This window comes from Brevundimonas sp. KH_058 (assembly GCF_057838505.1).
In genome coordinates this window covers 330,381-344,099 of the sequence record NZ_CM174469.1, presented here as the reverse complement: position 1 = coordinate 344,099, position 13,719 = coordinate 330,381, and the positions used below count along the sequence as shown (strand labels likewise).

At 61.6% G+C, this 13,719-nt stretch carries 7 protein-coding genes, 3 tRNA genes and 3 rRNA genes; 8 read left to right on the top strand and 5 right to left on the bottom strand.

The window, feature by feature from the left end; translation table 11 throughout:
* Nucleotides 1-21: 21 nt before the first annotated feature.
* From AC3ISA_RS01600 to hfaA, 4 genes are all read right to left on the bottom strand, one after another.
* Nucleotides 22-2,904: a M16 family metallopeptidase gene (locus AC3ISA_RS01600; RefSeq protein ID WP_489179039.1), complete on the bottom strand. Its 2,883-nt coding sequence runs from the start codon at nt 2,902-2,904 to the stop codon at nt 22-24.
* A gap of 110 nt (nt 2,905-3,014) precedes the next feature.
* Entirely contained in the window at nt 3,015-4,244 is a 1,230-nt protein-coding gene (hfaD, locus tag AC3ISA_RS01595; protein ID WP_489179038.1) for a holdfast anchor protein HfaD, read from the bottom strand.
* Nucleotides 4,204-5,220 (bottom strand): holdfast anchoring protein HfaB, encoded by a 1,017-nt coding sequence (hfaB, locus tag AC3ISA_RS01590; protein ID WP_489179037.1) that lies wholly within the window; start codon nt 5,218-5,220, stop codon nt 4,204-4,206. The genes hfaD and hfaB overlap by 41 nt, the downstream gene beginning before the upstream one ends.
* Nucleotides 5,217-5,657, bottom strand: a complete 441-nt coding sequence (gene hfaA / locus AC3ISA_RS01585; protein WP_489179036.1) for a holdfast anchoring protein HfaA — start codon at nt 5,655-5,657, stop codon at nt 5,217-5,219. The genes hfaB and hfaA overlap by 4 nt, the downstream gene beginning before the upstream one ends.
* 118 nt (nt 5,658-5,775) lie before the next feature.
* Between hfaA and AC3ISA_RS01580 the strand changes: the two genes are divergently transcribed.
* From AC3ISA_RS01580 to AC3ISA_RS01545, 8 genes are all read left to right on the top strand, one after another.
* Nucleotides 5,776-6,450 carry a rhomboid family intramembrane serine protease gene (locus AC3ISA_RS01580; protein ID WP_489179035.1) on the top strand — a complete coding sequence of 225 codons (675 nt, stop codon included), beginning with the start codon at nt 5,776-5,778 and terminating at the stop codon, nt 6,448-6,450.
* A 106-nt stretch (nt 6,451-6,556) separates the two neighbouring features.
* Nucleotides 6,557-6,982 carry a CBS domain-containing protein gene (locus AC3ISA_RS01575; RefSeq protein WP_489179034.1) on the top strand — a complete coding sequence of 142 codons (426 nt, stop codon included), beginning with the start codon at nt 6,557-6,559 and terminating at the stop codon, nt 6,980-6,982.
* Nucleotides 6,983-7,612: 630 nt separating this feature from the next.
* Nucleotides 7,613-9,073, top strand: a 16S ribosomal RNA gene (locus AC3ISA_RS01570).
* A gap of 206 nt (nt 9,074-9,279) precedes the next feature.
* Nucleotides 9,280-9,356 (top strand) — tRNA-Ile (locus tag AC3ISA_RS01565).
* An 84-nt stretch (nt 9,357-9,440) separates the two neighbouring features.
* Nucleotides 9,441-9,516, top strand: a tRNA-Ala gene (locus AC3ISA_RS01560).
* 200 nt (nt 9,517-9,716) lie between these two features.
* Nucleotides 9,717-12,502, top strand: a 23S ribosomal RNA gene (locus AC3ISA_RS01555).
* 215 nt (nt 12,503-12,717) lie between these two features.
* Nucleotides 12,718-12,832 (top strand): 5S ribosomal RNA (rrf, locus tag AC3ISA_RS01550).
* Together the 16S, 23S and 5S rRNA genes with 3 tRNA genes alongside form the textbook arrangement of a ribosomal RNA operon.
* Nucleotides 12,833-12,924: 92 nt before the next feature.
* Nucleotides 12,925-13,001, top strand: a tRNA-Met gene (locus AC3ISA_RS01545).
* Here the strand turns inward: AC3ISA_RS01545 and AC3ISA_RS01540 are convergent.
* The gene (locus tag AC3ISA_RS01540) at nt 12,980-13,636 is read right to left on the bottom strand and encodes a hypothetical protein (RefSeq protein WP_489179033.1); all 657 of its coding nucleotides are present in this window, start codon (nt 13,634-13,636) and stop codon (nt 12,980-12,982) included. The genes AC3ISA_RS01545 and AC3ISA_RS01540 overlap by 22 nt on opposite strands.
* Nucleotides 13,637-13,719: the final 83 nt, after the last annotated feature.

The following is a 13,719-nucleotide window of genomic DNA, read 5'->3' as shown; positions in this document are numbered from 1 at the left end:
CGGGGCCTTTTTCTTGGGCGCTTACTGAGCCGGAGCTTGGGCAGTGACGGTGGCGCGCCAGGCGGCGTCGGGCTTCAGATACTGGCGGGCCAGGGTCTGAAGGTCGGCGGCGGTGACGGCTTCCAGCGTGGCGACCTGGTTGCGCGTCTGGTCCAGCGTGGCCGGGTTGGATTGGGCCTCGGCCAACTGGGTCATCCAGTAGCCGTTGTCGGCCATGCTGCGGCGCAGACGTTCGACGGCCGGGCGGCGGGCGCGGTTCAGTTCGTCGTCGCTGACCGGGTTGTCGCGCAGATCGGCGGCGATCGCGTCCACCGTCTCGAACAGTTTCGGCAGGGCGGACGGCGGGGTTTCCGCCGTCACCGAGATGAAGCCGTAGCCGGGATAGACGTCCGAGGCGCTGGAGCCGGCGCTGGGCGAATAGGCCAGACCCTGTTTCTCGCGGATCTCGTCGTTCAGGCGCAGTTGCAGCACGTCCGACAGAATCGACAGCTGACGCGCGGTCTTGCGGTCGGTGACCTGGTCGGTGGTCGGCCAGGCGACGAAGCCCAACGCCTGTTCGGCCGGGCCGGTGTGGTAGAGCTGGACCGGCGTCGCGACGGGTGCGGGGAACTTGCGTTGCGTCGAGCCGGCGGGCGGGGTCTGTTCGGCGCCGCGCGAGGGCAGGGCGCCGAAGGTCGAGCCGACGGCGGCGATCACCGCGTCGATGTCCACGTCGCCGACGACGGTGATCTCGACCGGACCCTGGGCCAGGGCCGAGCGGATGCCGCTTCGCACGTCGTCGATCTGGATCGCGGCGATCTGTTCGGCGGTCGGGGTCATCTCGCGCGCATCGCCGCTGGCCAGAAGGCCCGAGGCGTCACGCTGGAACACGCCGCGGGGCGTGGCGCCCAGCTGGGCCAGAATCTGCGGGAACATGGCCTTGGTCTGTTCGAACGGCGCGGCGCGCAGGCCGGGATCGGTCAGATAGGCGGCCAGAACCTGAAGCTCCAGCTGGAGGTCGGCAGGCTTGGTCGCGCCCGAGAAGACATAGGCGTCTCCGGCCTGGTTGACCGAGGCGCTGTAGGTGCGGCCGCTGAGGACGCGGTTGATCTCGTCCAGGCTGAGCTTGCCCAGGCCGCCGGGCGTCAGGACCGTGCTGGCCATCGACAAGGGCGACAGGGTGTCTGCAGGCAGGCCCAATTCGCCGATGCCGGTTCGGGCGCTGACCAGGATCTGTTCGGCGCGGAAGTCCGTCTTCTTGATGTTCAGCAGCGTGCCGTTCGGGAAGCGGACCAGGGTGGCGCCCAGGTCGGCGACCTCGGTGCGCGAGGCCGGGACCGCGGGAGCGCCGAAGTTGTCATAGGGCCATTTCAGCTCGGCCTCGACGGCGCGGGCCTGGATCGGGGTGTTGCGCGAGGCCTCCAGCGCGGCGGTGACGGCCGCTTCGCCGCCCTCGACCGGGACGGGTGAGCTGAACAGCACCAGCGGGCCCTGGCCCTCGAACACGGCCTTGGCCGCCTGGTTGACCTGATCGACGGTCAGACCTTCGACCGCCTTGTTGAAGAGGTCGAGATTGGTCTGGGGCGCGCTGAAGACCTGGTCGTCGTTGACGGCGCCGAGCAGGCCGGTGGCCAGGGCGGGGGTCGAACGGGTCGCGGCCGAGGCCACGGCGTTCTGAAGCGCAGTGCGGGTGTTGACGATCTCGCGCTGAAGCTCGGCGTCGGTCACGCCGTATTCGGCCAGACGACGGCTTTCCTGTTCGACGGTCTCAAGGGCGCGCTGCCAGCCGCCGGGATTGAAGGCGACCGACAGGGTGCCGGCGTCCAGGCTGTCGAACAGCGACTGATAGCCGGCGCCGGCGCCGATGAAGGGCGGGTTGTCGGCGCGGGCGATCTCGCCCAGGCGCCGGTTCAGCACGGACAGGCCCAGGCCGCGACGGATGTCGGCGGCGCGTTCGGCGGCGGTGTCGGGTTCCAGGTCGGGGTTCTTGATCCAGTTGATCTGGATCGAGGACTGGATGCCGGGCTCGACGATGATGCTGGTCTGGGGCTGACGCGCTGCGACGGCGCCCAGGTCGGGCTCGGGACCGTCGGCGGCGGTGGGCGTCCAGCCGGCGAAGGCCGCGCGGACCTTGGCCTCCATCGCGTCCACGTCGAAGTCGCCCACGGCGATGAAGGTAGCGCGCGAGGGGCGATAATAGGCGTCATAGAAGTCGACGAACCTTTGGCGCGGGGCATTGCGGATGATGTCGAGGTCGCCGATCGGCAGACGCTCGGACAGCCGCTGGCCGGGCGCCAGCAGACCCAGCTGGGTCTTCAGCACGCGCAGTTGCGGCGTGTCGCGGGTGCGTTCCTCGCCGACGATGACGCCGCGCTCGGAATCGATGGCGTCCGGCGCCATCAGAGCCGCCGACATCATCTCACGCAGGATGTGCAGGCTGGGATCGACCGTCTCGTCCTTGGTGTTTGGCAGCTCCAGCATATAGGCGGTCTGATCGAAGCTGGTGAAGGCGTTGGTGTCGGCGCCGAAGGCCAGGCCCAGGCGTTCGAGGATGCGCAGCATCTCGTTTTCCGGCACGTCCTTGGTGCCGTTGAAGGCCATGTGCTCCATGAAGTGCGCCAGACCCTTCTGGTCGTCACGCTCCATCAGCGAGCCGGCGTCGATGCGCAGGCGGAACGAGGCCTGGCCCGGAGGCGTCGCATTGTGCAGCAGGGCGTAGCGCATGCCGTTGGGCAGCAGGCCGTAACGGACGGCGGGATCGGCGGGAATGTCGCTGGCGGCCTGGGCCCAGGGGGCGGACGGCGCGACCTGGCCGGCCGAGGCGGCGGGAGCAGCAGTCTGGGCGAAAGCAGGAGCGGCGAACGCCCCTGTGGTCAGGGCCAGTCCCGAGACGGCGACGAGCAGCAGATGGCGCGCAGAACGCATGATATCACTCCGAAACCGCAACCCCCGATGGAGCGGCGTCGGATGTGTAAAGTGACCTTGCCTTCCCGGCAAGGTGGACGGACAAACCTTACCGACTTGTCATGTTTGGATCAGCCACCTGGGCGGCTGACGTAGAAGGTTGCGGTGTTGCCGACGGCGTTGGCGCCGACGACGGCGGTGCGGCCGGAGGCGACCGTGGCGCTGGTCGTGGCGGTGACATTGCCGCTGTTGGTTTGGTTGTTGGTGATGTTGACGTCGCCGCCGCCGCACTGGGTACAGGCGTAGCCCGTAACGGCATTGCCGACCGCGTCGGCGCCGACATAGGCGTCGTAGCCGTTGACGCCGACGTAGGTCGCGTTCGCCTCGACCCCGCCGGAGTTCAGCTGGGTGTTGTCCAGCTTCAGATAGATGTCGTTGTTGCCGGCGACGGTCTCGTTGGCGACGCTGCGGGCGGCCAGCACCGTCTGGCCCTGAAGAGGGGTTTTGACTCTAGCGTCGGCGCGAACGCGGCCGGCGTTGGTCTGGTCCGTCGCGATCAGCATGGAGCCGCCGGCGTTTGCCGTGATCGCCTGGTTGGCGCCGGCGTTTGCGCCGACCGTCAGGTCCCAGGCATTGTCCACATAGACGTCGGTGCGTGCCTCGGTCGTCGAGGGGCCGTTGGACTGACGGATGGCCAGGTCCTGATGCGAGGCGCCGGTCGTATTGGTCTGAACCGCATTGGCGACGGCCTGGGACGAGAAGGTCGCGGGCGCGGGGATGTATTGAACGTCGGCGACGGTCTCGGCGAAGACGGTGGTCTGGGCCGTCTGGTCAATTGCGCCGGTCAGTGAGGAGGAGGGGCCGCCCATGGCGACGGTGTTGGCGACGGCGGCGCTGGTCGCGAAGCCGCCCTGGAGCACGCGGCCGCCCGGCGCCTGGACATAGGTTCCGGCCCGGACCTGATCGCCGGTCGCGGACTGGGTCGCATCGACAGCGAAGGTCGCGCCGTTGGTGGTGACGCCCAGATAGTTGCCGCGTGCCGTGGTCTGGACGCTGAGCTGGCCGTCGGCCTCCCCGTTCACGACCAAGACGCTGTTGGGGCGGGCAGAGCCATTCATGGTCTGACGCGACACCAGACCGGCGGACGTGCCGGTGACGCCGCCGACGAGCGAATTGCCCTGGGCGCTGGTGCTGACGGTCAGCTGATCTACGGACACGTTCAAGTCCACCAGGCCGGTGACGTCGCCGGTCTGGATTTGGGTGCTGGAACAGGCTTCGCCGGCTTGCGGATCGCAGGCCGGCGTCTGCTGCGCGCTCGCTTCAGTGGCGAGTGCGGCGAACGTCGCCGTCGCGGCTATCATTCCAGCGAGACGGATCGGCGCGGGTCTGGCCATTGTTCGTGTCCTGAGTGGGATAGGCCGGATAATAACCGCCGGTCGGACCAACGGTGGAATCGCCGAGCGGATCGTTGGCGGCGTTGAGGCAGATTTCGGGGCCTGGCGCGCCATAGAGGTTGGCCATGAACTCGACCGTGGCCCGTTCGACCAGGGCGCGGACGGCCAACTGCGTCGGCTCCATCCCGCCCGTGCCTGCCGAGATGTCGAAGACGTTGCCGTTCAGGAAGTCGAACACGCCGGCCGAGATCTCGCGGCCGATGATCTGCTTCTGATAGGAGACGACATCGACGACCTCAAGCGTGGTCGTCTGGACCAGGCGCAGGTCCATGGCGATGTTCATCACATAGACCCGGTGGTTCAGCATGGTCGAACCGGGGCGGGCGGAGTTGATCTCGCCCTGGCCGATGTCGATGCCGCCCGAGCGGATGTTGTAATTCACCTCGGTGATGCCGCCGACGACATAGAAGTCCGAGCCGGGCACCTGGCCGGCCAGGATGCGGCGATACTGGGTGTCCTCAGGGCCCTGGGCGTCAGGAGCCTGGTCGCCGATCAGCTTGTTGTTGGCGTAGCGCAGTTCCAGCTCGGACACCGAGGTGTCGTAGCGTTCGACGATCCGCGCGCCGGCCTTGGCCAGGGCCGAGTTGGCCATCAGGGAGGCGCCGCCGGTGATCTGGCGGCCGCCATCCGAAGAGACCGTGCCGGTGTAGTCGCTGATCCGGCCCACGGCCATGCGCGGCGAGGGCAGGTTGTAGCGACGGGCGTAGTCGGCCAGGCAATAGAGCGCGGCGGAATAAGGGGTCGGGTTGGCCGTCACCGGCGCATTGCCGATCGGGGTCGCATATTGACCCGACGGACCCGCGACCGGGCTGACGCAGCCGGCGAGCAGCAGGGCGACGGCCGAGACAGCGGCTCCCCCTTTGATGAGATGGCGGCGGCTCATGGCAGGTTGATGTTCCCGTTCAGGGCCGTGCCGGCGTTGATCGCGCCGGTGTTGGTCTGGGTCGAGTTGACGATGACGGTGTTGCGGTTGCCCTGGACCACCACGTTCAACTGGTTGCCGATGGCGGTGGAGCCGCCGATGGTCGTGCCGCCGTTGCTGGACGAGCCTGCGCCCGCATAGGCCGAGGCGACGCCGCCCGACTGGCTGGAATAGGAGGAGGCGCCCGACTGGATGATGCCGTTGACGATCAGGCGATTGCCGTTGGCGTCGCGGGTATAGCCGGTGGTGGCGGTGTTGGCGGCCTGTCGCGCGCCGCCGTAACCTTGCTGGAAGCGCGATGCGCCGCCCGAACCCGTCGATTGCGCGGCGGCTGGCAGGCTCGCTGCGGCCACGACGGCCACGACGGCGGTGGATAGAAACAGCCTCTTGGCGGGCATTACAGTGTTCCTCGCGCGCAAACGAACGGCGGACCCCAAGTGCGATCCGCACCCCAACCTGCATTAAGGATGTTAAGAAGCGCTTGATGTCGCAGGAGGCCTTGCGCATTTGTGCGCCATGTCAGACGCACATGGTCGATTCGACGGTCCGCCCAACGGCAAGCCGCCCAGAGAGAAGGCGTTCAACGTCCCGCTGGTCGTGCTGCTGATCGCGCTGTCGATGCCGGTGCTGTTCTACTTCCAGCGACAGTTGCCCGACATGGGGATGAGCATGGCCTTTGCGCCTGCCGATCTGGAGCAGGGACGCTGGGGCGGACTGCTGACGGCCATGCTGCTGCACGGCGGCTGGACCCACGCCGTCATGAATGCGGTCGCGGCGGTCGCTTTCGGCTCGCCGGTCGCGCGGCTGTTCGGCGGCAAGATGGGGCCGACGGTCTTCCTGCTCTTCTATGTGGCGTGCGGGGTGCTGGCGGCGCTGGGCTATGGGCTGATCCATTGGGGTTCCACAGAGCCGATGGTCGGGGCGTCGGGCGCGGTGTTCGGTCTGATCGGGGCGGCGACGCGATTGATGGGTGGGCAGGGGAGGGTGCTGGCCCTGACCGACCGCCACGTGATCGGCGCGGCCATCGCCTGGATGGCCGTCAATGCGGTGACCGGCCTGATCGGCTATGCGCCAGGCGCCGAGGGCGCGCGCATCGCCTGGGAAGCGCATGCCGTCGGCTTCGTGGTCGGGCTGCTGGCGATCGGGCCGCTGGCGCGTCTGTTCGGCAAGGGTGTCGTTGTCGACGGTTGATCAGGGGCGTTTGCTTCCTGACGCCGGCTGAGCGATCATCGGTTCCCGAGCGGCCCTGTCGCCATTCCGGCCCTGCGGTCGTCTCTTATAGAGAGAAGGAGCCGCGATGTTCGTCGCCGAGATCCTCAAGACCAAGGGAAACGCCGTCTTCTCCATCGCGCCCGACCTGACGGTGACGCAGGCGTGCGGTGAGCTGGAGCAGAAACGGGTTGGGGCGCTGGTCGTCTGTGACGGCGACCATGTCGTCGGGGTGTTTTCCGAGCGGGACGTGGTCAAGGCCCTGGCCGCCGATGGCGCCGGGGCGCTGGATCGCCCGGTCGCTGACTATATGACGGCCAAGGTGATCTTCGCCGAACCGGGCGAGGAGATGTCGGCCCTGATGACCCGCATGACCGATCGGCGCATCCGGCATCTGCCGGTGATGCAGGCCAAACGTTTGGTCGGCGTCATCTCCATCGGCGACGTGGTGAAATGCCAGATCGCCGAGCACGCCCAGGAGGCGGCGAGTTTGCGCACTTACATTTCGGGCTGAGGCTGCTGGTTGATGATCATCGATCATGAGTTTTTGAGAAACTTTCCCCTTGGCGTCAGAATCCGCTTGCTGACAAATCGGGGTCTACGTATAGAGCCGCCTCGCTCGGAAACGGGCCGGCCGACGGGGCCGCGGGGGTGCAAATCTCCAAGGTCCCACGGAAGAGAGAAGCGAAAAACTTCTTGCTTTCATCGGTTGGTTTCACTAGGTTCCGCGCTCCAATCGAATCGCCGACGCGTTTTAAGAGGTAAGCCTCGCTTTCCTCCGGTGGTTTCTTGCGGTCTGAAGGGTTCGCTCTTCTCTCCGAAAGATCTCTGAAAAGAGCGGTTGACACGAGGTTCGGCGGTCTCTAAATCCCCGCCTCCGCCGACGACAACGGCGCTAAACAAGTCGGGCCGCTGATGCGGTTCAGGTCTTTGACATTGTTGATATGGAAAGAGAAACGCAGGCGGCGGTGTTCTTGCGATGACCCTAGAAGGTCATCATACGACACTGACTATCTGCGGTCTTTTTGAAAAGATACCATGCGTCGGTCTTCGGATCGATGAATGGGAACTCGTCAATAAAATACGTAGAACTAATGCCAAGACGTCCTTCGGGATGTTCTTAAGCTTAGGTCAGAAGTCAACTCAACCTGAGAGTTTGATCCTGGCTCAGAGCGAACGCTGGCGGCAGGCCTAACACATGCAAGTCGAACGAACTCTTCGGAGTTAGTGGCGGACGGGTGAGTAACACGTGGGAACGTGCCTTTTGGTTCGGAATAACTCAGGGAAACTTGTGCTAATACCGAATGTGCCCTTCGGGGGAAAGATTTATCGCCATTAGAGCGGCCCGCGTCTGATTAGCTAGTTGGTGAGGTAAAGGCTCACCAAGGCGACGATCAGTAGCTGGTCTGAGAGGATGATCAGCCACATTGGGACTGAGACACGGCCCAAACTCCTACGGGAGGCAGCAGTGGGGAATCTTGCGCAATGGGCGAAAGCCTGACGCAGCCATGCCGCGTGAATGATGAAGGTCTTAGGATTGTAAAATTCTTTCACCGGGGACGATAATGACGGTACCCGGAGAAGAAGCCCCGGCTAACTTCGTGCCAGCAGCCGCGGTAATACGAAGGGGGCTAGCGTTGCTCGGAATTACTGGGCGTAAAGGGAGCGTAGGCGGACATTTAAGTCAGGGGTGAAATCCCGGGGCTCAACCTCGGAATTGCCTTTGATACTGGGTGTCTTGAGTATGAGAGAGGTATGTGGAACTCCGAGTGTAGAGGTGAAATTCGTAGATATTCGGAAGAACACCAGTGGCGAAGGCGACATACTGGCTCATTACTGACGCTGAGGCTCGAAAGCGTGGGGAGCAAACAGGATTAGATACCCTGGTAGTCCACGCCGTAAACGATGATTGCTAGTTGTCGGGATGCATGCATTTCGGTGACGCAGCTAACGCATTAAGCAATCCGCCTGGGGAGTACGGTCGCAAGATTAAAACTCAAAGGAATTGACGGGGGCCCGCACAAGCGGTGGAGCATGTGGTTTAATTCGAAGCAACGCGCAGAACCTTACCACCTTTTGACATGCCTGGACCGCCAGAGAGATCTGGCTTTCTCTTCGGAGACTAGGACACAGGTGCTGCATGGCTGTCGTCAGCTCGTGTCGTGAGATGTTGGGTTAAGTCCCGCAACGAGCGCAACCCTCGCCATTAGTTGCCATCATTTAGTTGGGAACTCTAATGGGACTGCCGGTGCTAAGCCGGAGGAAGGTGGGGATGACGTCAAGTCCTCATGGCCCTTACAGGGTGGGCTACACACGTGCTACAATGGCGACTACAGAGGGTTAATCCTTAAAAGTCGTCTCAGTTCGGATTGTCCTCTGCAACTCGAGGGCATGAAGTTGGAATCGCTAGTAATCGCGGATCAGCATGCCGCGGTGAATACGTTCCCGGGCCTTGTACACACCGCCCGTCACACCATGGGAGTTGGTTCTACCCGAAGGCGCTGCGCTGACCGCAAGGGGGCAGGCGACCACGGTAGGGTCAGCGACTGGGGTGAAGTCGTAACAAGGTAGCCGTAGGGGAACCTGCGGCTGGATCACCTCCTTTCTAAGGATGCTTCTCCAGGCCGTCTCTCACGAGGCTGTCTATTGAGGCTCCAATAGCGAAGCGCTTCACAGCGCCGAGCACAAACGGCGGAACGCCGCCGTCTCCGTTTCTCTTTCCACTTTCGTCATCGACGCATCGGCCATTCGGGTCGTTGTATTGGTGACGCGATCGCGAGCCTGGGTCTTATGCCCGGCTGTCGCTGCCATAGGCCCGTAGCTCAGGTGGTTAGAGCGTACGCCTGATAAGCGTAAGGTCGGCAGTTCGAGTCTGCCCGGGCCTACCAGGACTTCTGGTTCGCTGGGGGTTCTCAGCCTCAAGACGGCATCGCCGACAGCTCTCCTGGGCTTCGCACTATTCCTGTTGGAATGGGGCCATAGCTCAGTTGGTAGAGCGCCTGCTTTGCAAGCAGGATGTCGTCGGTTCGACTCCGTCTGGCTCCACCAGGATCTTGTGATCGCATTCAAGTTTGCCGTCGACCTCAGGGTTGGCGTGCATTGAAATCGTAAAGGAAGAACGTGACCGGCTCCCCTGAGCTTGTAGGTCTAGTTCGAGAAGAAGACATTGTCTGACAAATATCAGGCTTGGTCCCCCGGCAACTTTCCAGTCGGGCGGAATAAACCAGGCATGAGTTTTGCTGAGAAACGATCAAACGTTGAAGGGCTTCTGACGGATGCCTTGGCGTAGAGAGGCGATGAAGGACGTGGCAAGCTGCGATAAGAACCGGGGAGGCGCTAGCACCCTTTGATCCGGTTATTTCCGAATGGGGAAACCCACCTTTACAGTCTTCCAACTTCGTTCTGGTTTCGGCCAGGACGGCGATTGGCGGATTGTTGAAAGGTATAATGAACTGAATACATAGGTTCATTAAGCGAACCCGGGGAACTGAAACATCTCAGTACCCGGAGGAAAGGACATCAACCGAGACTCCCGTAGTAGTGGCGAGCGAACCGGGACCAGGCCAGTGCTCTTGTGAAATAAAGACGAACGATCTGGAAAGGTCGGCCATAGTGGGTGAAAGCCCCGTAGTCATCAAATAGCAAGAGACTCGAGTAGGGCGGGACACGTGAAATCCTGTCTGAACATGGGGGGACCACCCTCCAAGCCTAAGTACTCCTCTACGACCGATAGTGAACAAGTACCGTGAGGGAAAGGTGAAAAGCACCCCGACAAGGGGAGTGAAACAGATCCTGAAATCGGAAGCCTACAAGCAGTCGGAGCCCCCAAGCGGGGTGACGGCGTACCTTTTGTATAATGGGTCAGCGACTTCATGTGTCGAGCAAGCTTAAGCCGTTAGGTGTAGGCGCAGCGAAAGCGAGTCTGAATAGGGCGCTAAGTTCGACGTATGACGACCCGAAACCAGGTGATCTATCCATGAGCAGGTTGAAGGTTGGGTAACACCAACTGGAGGACCGAACCCGTGAATGTTGAAAAATTCTGGGATGACTTGTGGATAGGGGTGAAAGGCCAATCAAACCTGGACATAGCTGGTTCTCCGCGAAATCTATTTAGGTAGAGCGTCCGACGAATTCCTTGGGGGGTAGAGCACTGGATGGTTGCGGGCTGCGCGAGCGGTACCAATACTAACCAAACTCCGAATACCCAAGAGAACTATCGGGCAGACACACGGCGGGTGCTAACGTCCGTCGTGAAAAGGGAAACAACCCTAACCATCATCTAAGGCCCCCAAGTCACGGCTAAGTGGGAAACGATGTGGGATTGCTTTGACAATCAGGAGGTTGGCTTAGAAGCAGCCATCCTTTAAAGAAAGCGTAACAGCTCACTGATCAAGCGATCCTGCGCGGAAAATGTAACGGGGCTCAAGCCGTGCGCCGAAGATATGGGTTTGCAGTTTACTGCAAGCGGTAGCGGAGCGTTCCGTAGGCCGGTGAAGGTCAGGCGTGAGCCTGGCTGGAGGTATCGGAAGTGAGAATGCTGACATGAGTAACGATAGGAGTGTGAGAGACACTCCCGCCGAAAGACCAAGGGTTCCTGCGTAAAGCTAATCTGCGCAGGGTTAGTCGGCCCCTAAGGCGAGGCTGAAAAGCGTAGTCGATGGGAAGCAGGTAAATATTCCTGCACCAGCTGGAAGTGACGGATGGCTTAACTCGTACCCACTTATTGGATTGTGTGTGCGGGGGCGTTGTCCCAGGAAATAACTCCAGCAGAGACCGTACCCGAAACCGACACAGGTGGTCAGGTAGAGCATACCAAGGCGTTTGAGAGAACTATGCTGAAGGAACTCGGCAAATTGCACGCGTAACTTCGGAATAAGCGTGACTCACCCTGCGCAAGCAGGACTGAGTGGCACAAGCCAGGGGGTAGCGACTGTTTAGCAAAAACACAGGGCTCTGCGAAGCAGCAATGCGACGTATAGGGTCTGACGCCTGCCCGGTGCCTGAAGGTTAAAGGGAGTTGTGAAAGCGACGAACTGAAGCCCAGGTAAACGGCGGCCGTAACTATAACGGTCCTAAGGTAGCGAAATTCCTTGTCGGGTAAGTTCCGACCTGCACGAATGGCGTAACGACTTCCCCACTGTCTCCAGCATAGGCTCAGTGAAATTGAATTCCCCGTGAAGATGCGGGGTTCCCGCGGTCAGACGGAAAGACCCTATGAACCTTTACTATAGCTTCGCCTTGGCGTTAGCGACCGTATGTGTAGGATAGGTGGGAGACTATGAAACCGGGGCGCCAGCTCTGGTGGAGTCGTCCTTGAAATACCACCCTTACTGTCGTTGACGTCTAACCGAGGGCCGTTATCCGGTCCCGGGACATGGCGTGGTGGGTAGTTTGACTGGGGCGGTCGCCTCCTAAAGTGTAACGGAGGCGCGCGATGGTGGGCTCAGACCGGTCGGAAATCGGTCGTCGAGTGCAATGGCATAAGCCCGCCTGACTGCGAGACTGACAAGTCGAGCAGAGACGAAAGTCGGCCATAGTGATCCGGTGGTCCCGAGTGGAAGGGCCATCGCTCAACGGATAAAAGGTACTCTAGGGATAACAGGCTGATTTTGCCCAAGAGTCCATATCGACGGCAAAGTTTGGCACCTCGATGTCGGCTCATCACATCCTGGGGCTGGAGCAGGTCCCAAGGGTATGGCTGTTCGCCATTTAAAGTGGTACGTGAGCTGGGTTCAGAACGTCGTGAGACAGTTTGGTCCCTATCTGCCGTGGGTGTTCGAAGCTTGAGAGGATCTGTCCCTAGTACGAGAGGACCGGGATGGACATACCTCTGGTGTACCTGTCATGGCGCCAGCTGTGCAGCAGGGTAGCTAAGTATGGAATAGATAACCGCTGAAAGCATCTAAGCGGGAAACTAACCTCAAAACAAGGCTTCGCTGAGGATCGTGGAAGACTACCACGTTGATAGGCCAGGTGTGGAAGTGGGGCGACCCATGAAGCTTACTGGTACTAATAATCCGATCGGTTTGATCGTTTCTCAGCAAAACTCATTCGATGATTGCTCCTTGACCGAAGCAATCTCAGACAATGTCTTCTTCTCATCCTTGTTCAAGATAGCGCGCTAGCGCGACTTGAGCTTGGATGTCTTCTTGCTCGCTCTATCGGCCTTCGGCCTATTTGAGAGCGGTCGGCCTCATGTCGCGCGCAAGCGCGATAGGCCCAGCAAGACGTTCATGTGTGTTTGGTTGACCTGGTGACTATGTCGGAGGTTCCCCACCCGATCCCATTCCGAACTCGGTCGTTAAGCCCTCCAGAGCCAATGGTACTTCGTCTCAAGGCGCGGGAGAGTAGGTCGTCGCCGGGTCTACCAAGCACACATGATTTACGCGCTAACGGCCTTCGGCCTATTTGAGCGCGCTTCTCGAACCGTTCTTCCTTCACGACACTACCGTTTGCCGCGGGATGGAGCAGCCCGGTAGCTCGTCAGGCTCATAACCTGAAGGTCGTAGGTTCAAATCCTACTCCCGCACCCAAACTTCATAGTATTATCGCCGTCCTGGTTCACCAGGGCGGCGATTTTGCCTTGTACGGTCAAGGCAAACTTGCCGCGCTCTTGACGCGGCATGACCACGACGGTTTCAATCAACTTGCGCAGCAAATCCCGAGCCTCAGCCGCAGTCTCGCTGTCGCTGCGATTCAGGGCGCGCTCCAGTGAGCCTACGACCGACCGGTAATGCTCCGCCACGCGCGGGTGTAGGGCGACGACTGGCGCCACCTGCGCTTGAGCCAGCTCTCCTTCAATCTGGCTCCTTCGCTCTTCCAGCGCGTCCAGACGATCCTTAATTGCGGCTCCGCTCAGGACGCCGTCGGCGATCTGGTCTACCAAGCGCTCGGCGCGGCGCTTCACTTCCGCAAGCTCACTCTCCAGTTTTGATCGAGCCTGGGTAATCGTACGCGCGTCATGCTGCGCTGCGAGCCTCGCCTCCTCAACGGCCAGCGCCACGCGTTCCGGCGCAAGAAGACGCGTCTTGATCGCAGCCAGAACCCGCGCCTCGATCTCGGCGCTGTTGATCCCACGGCCGTTCGTGCACGCCAGTTTTCCGCGTTCTCGCCGCCATGAGCGCATGAAGCGTTGGTCGGGCCGCTTCGGATCATCGGGCCGCCACAAAGCCCGCAAGTCAGTTTTCCGCTTAGTAAGTGGCGGCAATTCATTCGAGCCGCAACGCTTTGGCGCGAGGCGGATTACGCCCG